This is a genomic window from Aliidiomarina haloalkalitolerans, assembly GCF_003987315.1.
In the GTDB taxonomy this organism is placed as follows: domain Bacteria; phylum Pseudomonadota; class Gammaproteobacteria; order Enterobacterales; family Alteromonadaceae; genus Aliidiomarina; species Aliidiomarina haloalkalitolerans.
On the sequence record NZ_PIPI01000002.1, the window covers coordinates 195,908 to 212,035 of the forward strand.

At 50.0% G+C, this 16,128-nt stretch carries 15 protein-coding genes; 10 read left to right on the top strand and 5 right to left on the bottom strand.

Going from position 1 to position 16,128, the window contains the following annotated elements; translation table 11 throughout:
* The first annotated feature begins 33 nt into the window (after positions 1-33).
* Genes CWE06_RS05220 through CWE06_RS05245 form a run of 6 tightly spaced genes read left to right on the top strand, consistent with a single transcriptional unit; the run spans position 34 to position 7,141 of the window.
* On the top strand, positions 34-858 hold the full coding sequence (locus CWE06_RS05220) for an SDR family oxidoreductase (protein ID WP_198679046.1): 825 nt from the start codon (positions 34-36) through the stop codon (positions 856-858).
* The gene (locus CWE06_RS05225; RefSeq protein ID WP_126791875.1) at positions 855-2,270 is read left to right on the top strand and encodes a coniferyl aldehyde dehydrogenase; all 1,416 of its coding nucleotides are present in this window, start codon (positions 855-857) and stop codon (positions 2,268-2,270) included. Before CWE06_RS05220 ends, CWE06_RS05225 begins: the two co-directional genes overlap by 4 nt.
* Before the next feature lie 23 nt (positions 2,271-2,293).
* Positions 2,294-2,821: a twin-arginine translocation pathway signal protein gene (locus tag CWE06_RS05230; RefSeq protein WP_126791877.1), complete on the top strand. Its 528-nt coding sequence runs from the start codon at positions 2,294-2,296 to the stop codon at positions 2,819-2,821.
* On the top strand, positions 2,821-4,407 hold the full coding sequence (locus CWE06_RS05235) for a GMC family oxidoreductase N-terminal domain-containing protein (RefSeq protein ID WP_126791879.1): 1,587 nt from the start codon (positions 2,821-2,823) through the stop codon (positions 4,405-4,407). The genes CWE06_RS05230 and CWE06_RS05235 overlap by 1 nt, the downstream gene beginning before the upstream one ends.
* A gap of 15 nt (positions 4,408-4,422) precedes the next feature.
* Entirely contained in the window at positions 4,423-5,079 is a 657-nt protein-coding gene (locus tag CWE06_RS05240) for a biliverdin-producing heme oxygenase (protein WP_157981139.1), read from the top strand.
* 10 nt (positions 5,080-5,089) lie between these two features.
* Complete coding sequence (locus tag CWE06_RS05245) at positions 5,090-7,141, top strand: sensor domain-containing diguanylate cyclase (RefSeq protein ID WP_126791882.1); 2,052 nt, start codon at positions 5,090-5,092, stop codon at positions 7,139-7,141.
* A gap of 33 nt (positions 7,142-7,174) precedes the next feature.
* Here the strand turns inward: CWE06_RS05245 and CWE06_RS05250 are convergent, their stop codons facing one another.
* The gene (locus CWE06_RS05250) at positions 7,175-7,552 is read right to left on the bottom strand and encodes a SirB2 family protein (protein ID WP_198679047.1); all 378 of its coding nucleotides are present in this window, start codon (positions 7,550-7,552) and stop codon (positions 7,175-7,177) included.
* A 345-nt stretch (positions 7,553-7,897) separates the two neighbouring features.
* Between CWE06_RS05250 and hemN the strand changes: the two genes are divergently transcribed.
* Positions 7,898-9,262, top strand: coding sequence for an oxygen-independent coproporphyrinogen III oxidase (gene hemN / locus CWE06_RS05255; RefSeq protein ID WP_126791884.1), 1,365 nt, complete (start codon positions 7,898-7,900; stop codon positions 9,260-9,262).
* Between the two features lie 105 nt (positions 9,263-9,367).
* On the opposite strand, the gene CWE06_RS05260 is transcribed toward hemN, so the two are convergent.
* Positions 9,368-9,901, bottom strand: coding sequence for a hemerythrin domain-containing protein (locus tag CWE06_RS05260; protein WP_241972486.1), 534 nt, complete (start codon positions 9,899-9,901; stop codon positions 9,368-9,370).
* 217 nt (positions 9,902-10,118) lie between these two features.
* Here CWE06_RS05260 and norR point away from each other — a divergent pair, with 217 nt between their 5' ends.
* The 3 genes from norR to moeB are packed head-to-tail and all read left to right on the top strand — an operon-like array spanning position 10,119 to position 12,875.
* Complete coding sequence (gene norR, locus CWE06_RS05265) at positions 10,119-11,678, top strand: nitric oxide reductase transcriptional regulator NorR (RefSeq protein WP_126791886.1); 1,560 nt, start codon at positions 10,119-10,121, stop codon at positions 11,676-11,678.
* Positions 11,679-12,053: a YbaN family protein gene (locus CWE06_RS05270; RefSeq protein WP_126791888.1), complete on the top strand. Its 375-nt coding sequence runs from the start codon at positions 11,679-11,681 to the stop codon at positions 12,051-12,053. It abuts the gene before it with no gap.
* A 51-nt stretch (positions 12,054-12,104) separates the two neighbouring features.
* Positions 12,105-12,875, top strand: a complete 771-nt coding sequence (moeB, locus tag CWE06_RS05275; protein ID WP_198679048.1) for a molybdopterin-synthase adenylyltransferase MoeB — start codon at positions 12,105-12,107, stop codon at positions 12,873-12,875.
* Here the strand turns inward: moeB and CWE06_RS05280 are convergent.
* The 3 genes from CWE06_RS05280 to CWE06_RS05290 form a co-directional block, all read right to left on the bottom strand.
* Positions 12,841-13,254 (bottom strand): putative zinc-binding protein, encoded by a 414-nt coding sequence (locus tag CWE06_RS05280; RefSeq protein WP_126791890.1) that lies wholly within the window; start codon positions 13,252-13,254, stop codon positions 12,841-12,843. The genes moeB and CWE06_RS05280 overlap by 35 nt on opposite strands.
* Positions 13,255-13,432: 178 nt before the next feature.
* Positions 13,433-14,635 (bottom strand): NnrS family protein, encoded by a 1,203-nt coding sequence (locus tag CWE06_RS05285; RefSeq protein WP_126791891.1) that lies wholly within the window; start codon positions 14,633-14,635, stop codon positions 13,433-13,435.
* A gap of 36 nt (positions 14,636-14,671) precedes the next feature.
* Entirely contained in the window at positions 14,672-15,940 is a 1,269-nt protein-coding gene (locus CWE06_RS05290) for a nitrate/nitrite transporter (protein ID WP_126791893.1), read from the bottom strand.
* Positions 15,941-16,128 lie beyond the last annotated feature (188 nt).

The window sequence follows — 16,128 nt, forward strand, 5'->3', positions numbered from 1 at the left end:
AAGGTTAAAAAAATAACTCAAGGTGGGTAGTCGGTGAGCACAAATAACGACCTGAAAAAACGAATTTTTATTACCGGTGGCGCGAGCGGTTTTGGCTTCGCCTTAGCCGAATTTTATGCGCAACAAGGCTGGCGAGTCGCCATCGGTGATATTCAAGAGCAAGCAGGACAGCAAGCTCAGCAAGCGTTAGCGCAACTCACCTCGGATGCTCGCTTCTTGCCATGCGACGTGACCAAAGAAGCGGATCTCCAACGCGTTGCCGATACCCTTTCAGAGGCATGGGGAGGGGTAGATGTGGTGGTAAATAATGCCGGTGTTGCACAAGTCGGAGCGATCGAAACCGTCAGCTTAGAAGACTGGGAATGGATCATAAATATCAATCTACTTGGCGTTGTTCGTGGTTGTAAGGTTTTTACCCCAATCTTCAAACAGCAGAAACAAGGTCATTTCGTTAATATTGCGTCCATGGCCGGCCTGCTCGACGTGCCGAATATGTCAGCTTACAACAGCACCAAGTCAGCGGTGGTTTCCTTGTCGGAAACGCTGCAACATGAATTAGCACCAAGCAATATTGGTGTGACCGTGGTGTGCCCTTCCTTTTTCCGCACCAACCTCGGTAGCTCAATGCGCAGCACCGTGCCAAACATGGACAAAACGCTCGACAAACTGATGAGCAAAAGTGACCTAACTGCAACAGACATTGCTAAACAAGTGGCTGCAGCTGTTTCGCAACGTCAATTTTATGTCCTTCCGCACGCTACTGGGCGCCGAATTTGGCGATTGAAACGCTGGCTACCTCGTGGTTTATACGCCAAACTGATGCAACGACAATTTACTAAGGTTAAGGGTTCGAAATGACCACAGTAGAAGAACTAAGCCAATTATTCGCTGCACAGAAAACCGCTTTTGCTGCATCACCGTTTCCAACAGCGAACACCCGTATCGAGAACCTCGAGAAGCTCCGGCTTGGTTTGTTAGCACATCAAGAAGCCTTAATTAAGGCAATTGACGAAGACTTCGGCCGCCGCAGTGCGGACGAAACGCGGTTAGCTGAGTTATTGCCATCGGTTGAAGGAATTCGCTACGCACAAAAACGCATTAAGCGCTGGATGCGACCGTCGCGCCGAAAAGTCGGCACCGCCTTCCAACCGGCTCGCGCTCGCGTTGAATATCAGCCCCTTGGTGTGGTTGGTATTATTGTGCCTTGGAACTACCCACTGTACCTTGCGATCGGCCCGCTCGTTGCTGCCTTAAGCGCGGGCAATCGGGTGCTGATTAAAATGAGTGAGTTCACGCCAGCCACCGCAGCTGCCATACAAGAACTGATTGCTGAGTGTTTTACGCCCGGAGAAGTTAGCGTCGTGACTGGTGATGTCGATATCGGCCAAGCTTTTTCAGAGTTACCATTCGATCACTTGCTGTTTACTGGTGGCACCAACATTGGTCGTCACGTCATGCAAGCGGCGGCCAAAAACCTGACGCCCGTCACCCTCGAGCTTGGCGGTAAGTCACCGGCCATAATCGGCAATTCGCGTTACTGTGATCTGCCCGCTGCAGCTGAGCGCATTGCCTTTGCTAAGGCCCTCAATGCCGGCCAAACTTGTGTGGCGCCGGACTACATTCTTTGCCCACGTGAGCAAGTAGACGAACTCATTGCTGAACTAAAGACTGCCTTCAAAAACTTATACCCAAGTTTGCAAAACAATCCCGACTACAGTTGGATTATTAACCAGAGGCAATTTGATCGTTTGCACTCTGTCTTACAAGACGCAATCAGTCGCGGCGCCGATGTGCACGTCGTTAACCCGAAGAACGAGACGTTTACAGGCTCTCGCCTGATTCCGCCAACAATCGTCAACCAGGTCAATAGTGACATGAAGATTATGCAGGACGAGATTTTCGGTCCTATTTTGCCAATTGTTGCATACGATAATTTTGACCAAGCTCTCAAACATATCCGTGGCAACGATCGGCCACTCGCTTTGTACTATTTCGGTGATGATCAAGTCGAGCGCCAGCAGGTGCTCGAAAGTACCCATTCAGGTGGTGTTTGTTTTAATGAAGCTGTTTTTCATGTTGCTCAAGACGACCTACCGTTTGGGGGCGTCGGTGCATCGGGTATGGGTCGCTACCATGGTGACGAAGGTTTTCTCACATTCAGCAATGCGCGCGCCGTTTTAAGTAAAGGCAAGCTGAATAGCGCCAAACTAATTTACCCACCTTATGGCGGGAAATTATTAGGGATGATTTATAAACTGTTTATTCGCTGAGGTCTGACATTGTGAGTCACCATATGGCTATAACACGTCGTCGTTTTCTGCAGTTTGGTGTCGGCGGTGCAATTCTGCTCACCACGGCAGGTACCGGGGCGCGTTGGTTTCAGCGTAGCCGTAGGCAAGCTCTGAACGGTTATCAGCAGTTACGAGCTCAAGACGTTGCCTTTCTTAGCGCTGTGCTGCCGTTGATTATCGGCAACCACCCTCAGTTTGCGGGCCACCTGAATACCACCTTGACGCAAATCGATCGCCTGCTGCACCATAGCAGCCCTACGAAACAAGCCGAACTGCGAGACCTGTTCGACCTCATTACGTTTAAAGCAACGCAGGGACCAGTCACTGGCTATTGGGGCGATTGGACAACCGCCAAAACTGCCGACATACAACAGTTTTTGCTGCGCTGGCGTGATAGCCGCGTTGCTCTGCTGCGCTTTGGTTATCAAGGCCTTTGCCAACTCTGCCATATGGCTTGGTATGGCTCCGAACCTGCTTGGGCTGCAATTGGTTATCCGGGCCCGCCCCCGTTGTTTCGGAGTCACACATAATGCCAGTTCCGGATATATTTCGTCAGGGTATGCGTCGTGGCTGGCAAGTCTACGACGGCTCGCAACCACTACCCGCACTGCCACGCTTTGATGTCATCATTATTGGTAGCGGTGCCGGTGGTGGCACCGCGGCTGAGATCCTAGCCTTAGCTGGCTTGCGCATTGCGATTATCGAAGAAGGCAGTTTAAAAACCTCGTCGGACTTTCACAACGACGAAATCAAAGCCTACACAGAAATGTACCAAGAAGGCGCATTGCGGACGACTAAAGACGGTAGTATTAGCATCTTGCAAGGGCGTACGGTCGGCGGCACCACAACGGTGAACTGGACCAGTAGTTTTCGCACGCCAGCGTCGACTTTAGCGGTTTGGGAAAATGACTTTGGCATCGATTATGCCAATACACAAGCAATGACACCTTGGTTCGAACAAATTGAGCAACGCTTAAACGTTCAGCGCTGGGGTATGGCACCGAATGCCAATAATGATGTAATCCGGCTTGGCTGCGAACAGTTAGGCTGGGGTTGGGACATCATCCCGCGCAACGTCACCGGATGCTGGAATCTCGGCTATTGTGGTACCGGCTGTCCAGTCAACGCCAAGCAATCCATGCTCGTCACCACATTGCCAACTGCCCTCGAGAATCATGCGGTTCTCATTCATAGCATGCGCGCAGAGAAGTTGGAAATTCGCGGTGATAAGGTGGAAGGCGTGCATGTCCGTGGTATGAATGCGAGTTTGACTCTCAGTGACGGTGCGCGTTCGCTGTTGCTGGCGGACCACGTCATTTGTGCCGGTGGTTCCATCAATACCCCGGCATTGCTGCTGCGGTCGCGAGCGCCCGATCCTTATCAGTTGCTTGGCAGTCGAACTTTTTTGCATCCGGTATGCATGACCGCGGCTCAGTTTGAACGTGCAATCGACGGTTTTTACGGCGCCCCACAATCGGTTTATTCGGACCATTTTAACGAAACGCCCGCAAATCAAGAGCGACTCGGCTACAAGCTTGAAGTACCTCCCATGCAACCTAGCGTTGTTGCCGCTTTACTTGGCAGTTGGGGCAATGAAAACTGGCTACGCATGCAGCAACTGGGGCAAACCAATATTATGTTGGCACTCATGCGTGACGGCTTTTTGCCGGACTGCGCCGGTGGCCAGGTAGAGTTACGCAGTAACGGCGATGCCACTTTAGACTACCCGTTCCACTTGGCAATGTGGCGAACAGTGCGCGAAGCTCTCTGGCACATGGGGCAAATTCAATTCGCTGCCGGTGCGACCAAGGTAATGCCATTGCACACCTCGGCAGATTACGTTTCGTCGCCGCAAGCGTTGGCCAAGCTGCTCGATCAATTGGCCTATGAGCCATTGCGTGTCCGCCTGTCGAGCGCCCATGTGATGGGCGGCTGCCGCATGGGTAGTGACCCCAAAAATAGTGTGACGCGGCCTGATGGTCGCCATCAGCAACTACAAAACTGCTGGGTTTTTGATGGTTCAATTTTTCCAACCAGTGTCGGCGCAAACCCGCAATTGAGCATTTACGCATTTGTGGCAAAATTAGCCACCGATTTGTCACGGCAACTGGCCTAAAACATGGAGCCCACTTTGGCTACTCGCTCGCAAACCGTATCGGAAACCATATCGGAAACTGAGACTATTAGCGCTCCCATCGCGGGGCAATTGCGCTCCGCAACTCAAGTTGCCCATCGAAATCTCGAACAAGTGCCGTTACTCGCTCGGTTGCTAAATCATGATTTATCCACAGTAGAATACCGCTCTATCTTGTTAGCTTTTTATCATTTTTATGCGCCACTTGAACCGATCATTCGTGAGTTTGCCCCCTATTCCTATCATTCTCGCTCACAAGCGTTACTTACTGATCTAAAACACCTTGACATTAGTGCACCCTTAGTTGATAAAAAGTGCTTTGCGCAACAAATGCAAACACTACCGCGCTTACAGCGCGAGTTAGCAGCTTTTGCTAGCTTGTACGTGATCGAGGGGTCAACCGCCGGAGGGCAGATTATTAGTCGCAGACTCGCAAAAACCCAGCCTAGTTTGCCTTGCGAATTTTTTAACATCTGGCAACGTCAACCAGATACTTGGCAAGCTTGGCGACAATGGAGCACTCATATCGATCAAAAACTTGCGAGTAACTTATTGAATAAATGTCAATTTGATTTCATTATTGCGCACGCGAATGCTACCTTTAATGAACTTCAGGCGATTTTTCAATTGCAGTCGCCCCACCTAGCTACATAGGACTTGTAGAATGAGCCAAGGAAATCACGCTCATATTGATGCAGAGCTTGGCGCTCTCATTGATGCGTGCGAAAAAGAACCGATTCATATCCCTCAGGCCATTCAATCGTTTGGGGCTTTGCTCGTGGTTTCTGCCGACTGGAGCAAAGTCATCGCCTATAGTGATAACATTCAGACATACCTACCTTGGGTTGCACCTAGTGAACTTTCGCCGTTTGCACAGCAACCACAAGCAATTTTACCTGACGTTTTTTGGCAAGCTGCAAGTCTAGCTGAGCAGGACAATGTCGATGTATTTTGGGAGGTATGCGAAAACCTCAGTTACTTCGCTTGGAAGCAAGAAAATCATTGGGTTGTGGAAGTCGAGACCTATCTTGCTGATCGCCATAATTGGTTTGACGTGCAACTTCAGCGCGGGCTCGCCAAACTAAAAAAATGCAACAGCCACCACGAATTAATTCAAACATTGACCGACGTCACGCAGAAATACACGGGTTATGAACGCGTCATGCTCTATCGCTTCGACGAAGACTGGCATGGCGAAGTCATTGCTGAAACTTTGCGAGGCTCGCTTACGAGCATGCTGCATCACCATTTCCCTGCGAGCGATATTCCGCCGCAGGCACGGGCGATGTACTACCAGAATCCAGTACGTTTAATTCCCGACAGTCATTCTGCGCCCATCCCATTGATTATTGACTCTGCGGAGCGACCGCCGTTTAACTTGAGTCGCGGCTCGTTACGAGCCGTATCGCCACTGCATATGCAGTATTTGCAAAACTTAGGGGTTGCGGCATCTGCCTCGATCGCTGTGTTTCAGGACCAGAAACTATGGGGGCTGTTAGCCTGCCATAACAGCAAACCACTCGTGATACAGCCGCGCCAGCGGTTATTGGCATTGCGTTTAGTTGAATATGCAAGCGAGCGTTTGTGGCTGCTGCACTCTCGTCAGGTCGAACGCTATTTGCGCCGTGTGCACGATGCCCGTGAGGCATTAGCACAATCATCGCCGGTACAAAGTTCGCCGCATGATCTAGTCGAACAACACGCCGAGCGTTGGCTCGAGCTACTGCGTAGTGATGGACTTTGCTATATACGCGGCGATCAAGCGACCCTTTGTGGCGCTGTCCCATCCGAGCCAGAAATTCAGGCGCTGGTCCAATGGCTCGAAAAAAACAATGGTGATCACCTCTTTTGGTATACGCACGAGCTTCAAGACTCTGTACCCGGTTTGTTAAAAAGTGACTCGCCTTTCGCCGGACTGTTAGCCATCCCACTAAAAGTCCATGCCGATACTTTTTCCTATCTATTGTTGTTTCGAAAAGAACAAAAGTTGCAGCGTAAGTGGGCAGGCTCACCAGAAAAGATGAAAGTTGAAACCAATGCGGGCACCATGCTCGGCCCGCGCAAATCGTTTTCGCTGTGGGCTGAAGAAGTACGCGGTAAAAGCATGCCATGGCGCACTGCCCAGCTATACGCTGCACGCGATTTAGCCCGTGATTTGCTGATAGTTGCCGACTCCATACAATTATCGATTCTCAATGAGAAGCTCGTGAAACTAGCCAGCTACGATGACCTGACAGGAGTTCTCAATCGTCGGCGCATGGAAGAGCACCTCACCACTTTCTTAAATACATCACAGCGCTACAAGCGTCACTTTGGTGTACTGCTGTTAGACCTTGATCACTTTAAGCGCATTAACGACACATTCGGTCACAATGCCGGCGACGATGTACTCATAGAAGTCTGTGCCACGATTCAAGGCACGCTGCGGGAAACCGATATTTTAGGACGTTGGGGAGGCGAGGAGTTTATGATCATTGCACCGGAAACGACCTATCCAGATACCTTACATCTTGCTGAGCGCATTTGCCGGAAAGTTGCAGAAGGTGAATGGCCAAAATTGCCAAAAGTCACTGTGAGTATTGGCGTCGCTCATTTTGAAAATGATACGACTTGGGACCCTATAGTTGACCGCGCCGATAAGGCCATGTACGAGGCCAAACAACAAGGACGCAATCGCGTCGCCAGTCTCCTCAAACAAAAAAAGGAGACCGAGTAACTCGATCTCCTTCATTCAGTTTGCCATTCAAACTTACCAAAACATAGGTTTTGCGACGGCTAAATGGAAGATAAACAACAATTGCGCCAATGCTAAAACTGCCGCAATAATTCGCACATTTTTCGGCCGCGCCATATTCATGGCGACCGCACCGGTAGCAATATAGCCGAACAAAAATACGATTTTCAAAGTCAGCCACGACATTGAAAATACTGGGAATTTTGCCAGTGCAATCAGGCTTACAGCCATAATCAAGAGGATCGTGTCATTCACGTGCGGTATCCAACGTAGTGGCGTTTTCCGCCAAGTGGTTTTGCCCGTTGCGTCTAAAACTAAGCGCAATACAAACAGAAAAGCAGTGATATATGCGGTAAGCATGTGAATCGATTTAATGGGTAAATACATTTCCATTGTGGAATCTCTCTTTTTTAGTCGAAAGCGGCGTCAATCAATGAGTAAGCAGCATACCTGCAATTGCTACTGTATGGCAATCTGTGAAGGTGCGCTAAAAACACCTTAGGATATAGCGGTTATGTTGGGGTAATTGCTTACCTCTAAAGGGTTAAAATCAGCACTTACGAATCATCAATAAGCCCGCACTAGATCGAATAAAATATATTAATAACAATTATTTACAGAAGAAAAATTCAAGCTAAACAATCGTTAATAACGCGCCAACGATTGTGGTAGATCAATGCCTGTCACCTTATAAATCAGTATACTCCGCATTCGATAGACGAATAGGCAGGACAGGTTATGACAAGTTTCCGTTGGGATCCCGAACTTATTGCACGCTACAACATTAATGGGCCGCGTTATACGTCGTACCCGACAGCGCTCGCATTAACTTCACCTTTTGCGCATGACCGAGTTATTTCTGCTTTAGCCGCGGACGATCGCACATTAAGTGTCTATATCCATTTACCTTTTTGCCACAAGCTTTGCTACTACTGTGGTTGCAACAAAGTGATTACTCGGCATCAAGGCAAAGCCGACACTTATCTAGATGCCCTCGAAAATGAAATGAAGCTTTACAAACCATTGCTGCGTGGTCGTCGGTTAGGCCCATTACATTTAGGCGGTGGCACACCAACATTTCTCACCGAAGAGCAATTAACTCGATTGATGGATATGTTGCGCGAACACCTAGGTTTGGTTGCTAATGGTGAGCACGAGATCAGTATCGAAATCGATCCGCGGAGTTGCTCCCTCGAGAAACTAAAGCATTTGCGTACACTTGGCTTCAATCGCGTGAGCTATGGTGTGCAAGACTTCGACCAAACCGTGCAAATCGCCATTAATCGCGTGCAAGATGACGAAATGATCGAGACCTTAGTGCAAAAGTCACGCGAATTTGGTTTCGAATCGATTAACCTCGACCTGATTTATGGTTTACCGCATCAACACCCTGAGAGTTTCCAACGCTCTCTTGATAAAGTTGTCGCCTTAAATCCTGACCGCATCTCCTTATTTAGCTACGCACATTTGCCGGCTCGATTTGCCGCGCAACGTAAACTCGATAAAGGCGCTTTACCGAGCCCTGAAATGAAACTGCAATTGCTTGAAATGGGAATACGGACCTTTACTGCGGCGGGTTATCAATTTATCGGAATGGATCATTTTGCTCGTGCCGATGATGAACTGGCCAAGGTCCAACGTGAGGGCAAACTGCAGCGTAACTTCCAAGGCTACACGACCCATGGTTCTGATGCGCTGCTCGGCCTTGGCGTCTCTTCGATTAGCCAGATTAATGGGGTCATTTGGCAAAACGAAAAGGATTTGCCGGACTATTATCAAGCCATCGAAGCCAATAAACTACCTGTTGTTAAAGGCGTCGGCTTAACGCACGACGACCGGATTCGCGCCGATCTAATTGCAGAGGTGATTTGCCACTTCAAGCTAGACATCAAGAAGTTTGAAAGTAAGTGGTCACTTACATTTAATCAGTACTTTGCTGAAAGTTTCCCCCGACTCGCTCCTTTCGTTGAGGACGGCCTAGTTCTTCTCAACGAGCGCGAACTGGTTGTCACCGAGTTAGGGCGTTTATGGGTGCGCAGTATTTGCAGTACGTTCGATGCTTATTTGCTCGATGGCCAGCAAAGTTATTCAAAGGTGGTCTAAACCAATTTCGTTCCTGTGCATCAGTGCAATAAAAAGTACGTTACAGTAAAAAATAAGGGCTGCAATTGCAGCCCTTCTCGTGAGTGTTGTTGTACTAGCCGCCCCCTACTGACAACCACCACAACAACGACCCGCAAGTTGCTCTTCCGGGACAAACAACACCCGGCTCTCTAATTCAATGTGATCGCGAACGTCTTGCACAAGCTCAGAAAGTAGATCATAGAGCGCTGTCCAAGTGCCACAGGCACCCTCTGGCAAGGTCATATTGTTGGTGAGTTTTTCAATATGCTGCAGCGCTAACTCATGGTCATCGTGCTCACTTTCCATCACCATGATAGGGCCTTGTGGATAACTTGCGCTCTCCAACATTGGAAACAGAATTTGCTCTTCTTTCATCATGTGGCTTTCGAGTTCTTGGTACATCTCGCTCAAATGCTCCGCTAAGCCTTCCGGGCAATTCGAGTCACCTGCGTGCGCTTGCTCGACACGACGAGCGAGTTGAATGGCTTGCGGTAATTGCTCACGATGCATGGCATGGTAGCGCTCGAGAATGAACTCAATCAGCTCTCGATTATCAGCTTTTTGCCATTGGTGCAGCGAGCGGCTCATTAGCGCTTGGGTCGTTGCGGATAACTGCATGAATATCTCCTCAATAAATGAATCGTACACTTGCAGGTAGTTTTGCAATCCGTATGCCAACAATTGAGTTATCCACAATAGTGATGGGAAAGTCATGCCCAGAGCGCAAGGGCAGAAGGAGTACCTCCTGTGGAGAATAGAGCCAGCCTACCCCCCCATGGTATCTTTCACCTTAAGTTGTAAGGGTAAAATTTACCCACCGAAGGTGCAAAAAACCATGATTCAAGAAAGTCTACTCGCCGACCTCGTGACCGACCAGCCGGGTCCCGTGCGCTTACAAAAACTCGTTTCGACATTGAAAAACTACTTCGCTTGCGGTGCCGTCGTTCTCTTGCGACGTGACGAAGACACTCTAACTCCCGTTGCGAACCATGGACTCGTTAAAGAGGCCTTCGGTCGTCACTTCGAGTTAGCCAAGCATCCGCGGCTAGCAATGCTATGCTCTGCACGTCAAGCCATTCGATTTGAACCTGATAGCCCGCTACCAGACCCTTACGATGGTCTGATTGAAGTGCAACCGGGTGAGCAACTGGCGGTTCATGACTGCATGGGGATGCCATTATTTATCGAGGGCGATACTTGGGGCGTGGTCACCCTCGACGCGCTCATTCCTGGTACCTTTACCGAAGCTCACCGGGTTGAATTGCAGCGCTGTGCGCTAGTGATTGAAGCCATGCTGCGCATGACCCGACTCGAACAAGACAACAAAGCTTTGCGCCAAGGGCGCCAAGACGAAGCGCAAATGGAGCGTAAGTTACAAGCTGAAGCAGGGATTATAGGTCAGAGCGTGCAGTTAACTTCGGTGCTCGACGAATTGAATGTCGTTGCCGACTCGGAGCTACCGGTCTTGTTGTTAGGCGAAACCGGTACCGGTAAAGAGCTATTTGCTCGTCGTCTGCATGCCTTATCACCTCGGGCGAAAAAGCCTATGGTCTATGTGAACTGCGCGGCGCTCCCTGAAACCTTAGCGGAAAGTGAATTATTTGGTCATGCCAAAGGTGCATTCTCTGGTGCCGCCAGTGAACGTCAAGGGCGTTTCGAGAGCGCCGACGGTGGCACTATTTTCCTTGATGAAGTCGGTGAACTGCCACTTAATATTCAAGCGAAGCTGTTGCGAGTGCTGCAAAACGGCGAAGTTCAACGCTTAGGTACCGACAAAACCCGTCATGTCGACGTCCGGATTGTGGCCGCAACGAACCGCAAACTGAACGAGCAAGTGAAAACAGGTGAATTCCGCGCTGACCTGTATCATCGCTTGTCTGTGTACCCCTTACACATTCCTCCTTTGCGTGATCGCGGCAATGATATTCTGCTTCTGGCCGGCTTTTTTCTCGAACAAAACCGCACACGACTAGGCTTTCGTAGCTTACGTATTGCCGACACGTCGGAGTCGCTGTTGCTCAACTACCCATGGCCAGGAAACGTTCGCGAGCTTGAGCATGTTGTCAGCCGTGCAGCGATTAAAGCGCTAAGCCGCGGCGTGGTACGTTCGGACATCGTAACCTTAACACCCGACTGTTTTGATGGTTTAGGAACAGCAACCGCGAGTGTCATACCAGCAGAAGTTGCTGTCTCTGAGAGTGGTAAAGAGCTACCGAATTTAAAGCAAGCGGTTGAACAAACCCAACGCTCGCTGATTCGTCAGGCACTGCACCGCACCGACCAGTCCTGGGCTCAAGCAGCACGCTTGCTCGGCATTGATGCGAGTAATTTGCACAAACTTGCTGGTCGACTCGGTTTAAAAGCGAGCTCAGCGAAAGCCACCGAGGACGCGTAAATGGGCTGGCTGCCACGGTTACTATGGCGCTTACTCGCGGTCGTCGCGCTCAAGCTCGCACTGCTTGGTATACCGTTGCCGGGCTTACCAACTGTGCCCTTTGTATTACTCGCTGCCTGGGCAGCAGGAAAGGGCTGGCCAGAACTAGATCAGTGGTTGCTACACCATCCACGTTACGGTGGCAGCATCCGTGCTTGGCGCCAGCACGGCGCCGTGTCCCGGCGCGCGAAATGGCTCGCTTCGGTGATGATGGCGGCCAGTATTGGATTGACCCTGCTGTCACCGGCCCCTATGGTCATGAAAGTTATCTTGCCGCTGTTCTTAACTGCGGTTGCCATTTGGCTTTGGTCTCGCCCCGAGCCCGTGGCACAATAGCCTACTCAATCTGCAGCGTATTCGCTTAACGAGAGTCAATCGGACGTTTCCATGAGCAAAAAACAAGAACCAATGACCGACCAACAAGCACTGCGTTATTCCCGGCACGTCATGTTGCCTAGTGTTGATTTTGCCGGCCAAGAGCGAATTCTAAGCAGTCACGTCGTGGTCGTTGGCATGGGTGGACTTGGTTGTGCTGTCGCACCTTATTTAGCAGGTAGTGGCGTCGGCCGCTTAACGCTAATCGACGATGACGTAATTGACCGCAGCAACTTGCAGCGTCAGGTGCTGTATCGGGAAAGCGATATTGGTGCCGCGAAAGCAACGACTGCTGCGGCAAGACTGCGCGAACTGAATAGCGAAATTGACATAGCCGCTGTAACCGTAAGGCTGAACGCAGAAAATATCCACGACCTCTTTAAAGACGTGGATGTGGTCGTTGACTGCTGTGACAACTTGGCGACGCGCAACTTAGTTAATCAAGCCTGTTGGCAACAGCAAATACCGCTCGTTTCTGGCGCCGCAATTCGCTTTGAAGGCCAAATTGCGGTTTATCCTATGCGTGCGGATACGCCTTGCTATCAATGCTTTAGCCAGTTGTTTGGCGAGCAACAGTTAACCTGCATGGAGGCCGGCATATTTTCGCCGGTAGTGGGCGTGGTTGGCGCGTTGCAAGCAACGGAAACATTAAAGCTGATCGCCCAAGTTGGCGACTCACTAAACGGTTCTATCTTACTGTATGACGCTGCTCACGCCACTTGGCAAAGGCTGCAAGTGGCACGCTCAGCTACTTGTTCGGGATGCTCAAACTCGGCTGCTTAACCTGTTGTGGCGCCAGCCCAATTTGTTGGTAGACATATTCTAGGGCATGAAAGGTATCGGCCAAGGTGCAATTTTCTTGGTCGTTCTTCTTCAAGCCTAAACGGGTTAATTCAATGTGCCAGGTTGGTTCAACTTCTGCTTTCTTCAGCGTATGTTTCACACACGCCAAAGGGCAGCCATCGAGCGCAATAATTTGACGCCCCGACTTCGCTGTTTTTACCAACGACCGAACACCACCACCGACGCCTGCAATACAGGACATTTCAGCAACCCCTTCGCGGCTCATCCAAACTGCGATGTCATTCGCTAACTGGGCAACATTCGAGCAGCCTGAACAGGAATAAACCAGTGGCTTTTCTGCTAATTCAGCATTTGCCATGAGACTCTCCTTACGAAAACCTACCGCCGCATATCACTTCATTTGTGCGGACCATAAGGCGGAGTTTAGAGCGTCTGCTGATTTTCGGATTGATATGAATCAAATCTCAGAAAGGAAACTGCGCTGTACTCCCAAAGAGTACAGCGACTTTGATTTAAATCATAATTCTGCTTAAATTTTAACCAGGCCGGCCATCTTCACGCGGTGCCGTTAAAACGGGGAAGTACACGATGATATAAAGCAGGTAAGACACCACCCATGCGCCAATAGCAACGTTATACCAAGTTAATGGGAAACCTGGCAGTAACCAACCGGCAAAGACGCGCAGGAGTGCGGCAAGGATAACCAGTACAAATGCGACGCTCATCACTGCTTTGGGCTGTAATAAACGACCGGTGTGACCGAGTGACACCCGTGCCATCATCGCTAAGATCATCACCCCCATCGCACCAGCCGTCAGCGCGTGAACGCCCGTACTAACCGTTACCGAAAAGCCGGCATAACGCAGCGCAAATAAAGCGAGTCCAAGCGGAATAAAAGCAACTGCGATGTGCAATGACCACAGCAGTGGCACTTTAAACGTGACCCAAAAGCGGACACGAACCAAACGAATCAGGTTCACCACGGCAGCAAAGGCAAACAAAGTAGCCAAGGCCCAGTGCGGGATATAAGACGTCAGTAAAAAGAAGTGCAGGACAAAAATTAGCCACAATGAGCCAAGAGCCAACTTATCGAGCAAAGGCGCCGGATTAACCCGTGGAGTACCGGTACCATTGGCAGTAAACATCGGCAAAACCCGCCCCGAGACAATCGCCATGATCAGCGTGATTAACCAAATTGCGTTCAAACTTCCGTGCTGAATAAACTGAAACTGCCCCCAGATTACGCCCGCATGCATGAGTGCATTACAAAGCGTCAACAACAACAGAACGGGTACAAAAAATAGATTCCGAGTTTGCCCTGCTTTAATCACGATGACCCCAAAAAGAATGGCTGCAAGCGGTAAAAACGCCAAATCGACCAGAGCCACAAGCCATTGCGGCAAGCCGCCACCAAACAGCATGAGTAACCGCCCTGCTAACCACACCGCGGTCAGGATGAATAAGGTTTTGCCATGGGTTGCGCGCATGCCGGTCCAGTTTTGCACTGCGGTGAGCAGGAATCCGACAATGATGGCCGCCACGAACCCAAAAACCATTTCATGCTGATGCCAGAACATCACGTTGTAGTACGGTCGCAACTCAACCATCCCGGATAATGCGAGGCCCCACAACGCCATAGCGATGACGCTGTAAACTGCGCCGAACAAGAACATGGGTCGAAACGCCTGCCGCAACAAGGGCGCTAACGCTTGTTCTTTAGCTAAATCAGTGATTTGCATGACTACAATCCCCTTTCTGCACGAATTTGTGCGTTATTAAGTCTCTTGATAAAAATCGTGCGCTTGTGCTGCCGCGAGCTCTTTGCGATAACGTTCCGCACGCATGGCAAAAAACATCACCGTCATACAAACGGCTAACACGGCGTAAAGCACCATAAATGCACCACTACTGATACCAAGCAAATCTTGTGCCACACCGAACAAGACAGGTAGCGTACAACCACCGAGTCCACCTAACGCAGCAATAATTCCACCCACAGAGCCCATCTGTTGCGGATAGTGGTTGTGGATAACTTTATAAACACTAGCTCGGCCGAGCCCTTGAGCAATACCGATGACAAAAATTAACGCGGTAAATACCCAAATATTAATTTCAACCGATAGGACGACGTCGCGCTCGAGGCCATGAATCGTCATGGTGGTTGGTGGATAGCTCAGGAAAAATAGACACACCAAACAAACCCAAAAGACACTCCAATTGACCAATTGGCCGCCATAGCGATCTGCTAACCAACCACCGAGCGCACGAACCATACTAGAGGTCGTCACAAAAAAGAGTGTGAAGCCCATCGCTTGTTGAAAGTTCTGCTGGTAAGCACTCATGTAATAGCTAGGCAACCACAGAATCAATGCCAGAAAACTGCCGAACACGAAGTAGTAATAGAGGCTAAAGCGCCAAACCCGCAAGTCTTTTAAAGGCCGCAGCTGCGTGCGCCACTCAGGTTGGAACTTAGGCACAAACGACGGTACTTTCGGCGCTAGCCCGATAAACAATAGCAACATGAGAAATAGGCCGGCAGCATAGAATGGCCCTGTCCACTGCCAGTCTAGCCACATTACCAAGAGCGGCAGCAGAATAAACGAAATAGCAGCGCCCGCATTGCCAGCGCCAAAAATTCCAAGTGCGAGGCCCTGCTGTTGGCGCGAGAACCAGTCGGTGACATAACGCACACCTAGGGTAAACGAGATACCACTCAAGCCGATCCAAAGTCCCATCCAGATAAAGCCGGCGTAGGTTTCGATAAAGGGTAATAACAATAACGCCGGAATGGTAATGATCATCTGCCAGATCCACAGCGTTCGAGCCGAATAGTATTCCGACAAAATACCAACCGGAATACGCAGTAATGCGCCGGATACAATTGGTGCCGAGAGGAGTATCCCCAGCTCGGTGCCCGACAACTGCAGTTGTTCTTGAATATCAATACCGAGAACGGCGTACAGTATCCACACCGAAAAGTTTGCTGCAAACGCCAGCGTTGCAAGCCAAAGTGCGCGCCAAGCGCCCGGAAGTGTTGCGTCCATTTCATGATCCTATGGCATCGATAGTTCTATATTAACGATTTTTAGCTGTGTTGCTTTTAACCACAAGGGATACCTCTACAACGCCAGAATACCACCATGACGCCCTGACAATAAGCCGAAAGAGATAGACACTCCTTATAAAGCAAGCCATACAAGCTTACTCACCATACTCCTTATGGGGTATCTAT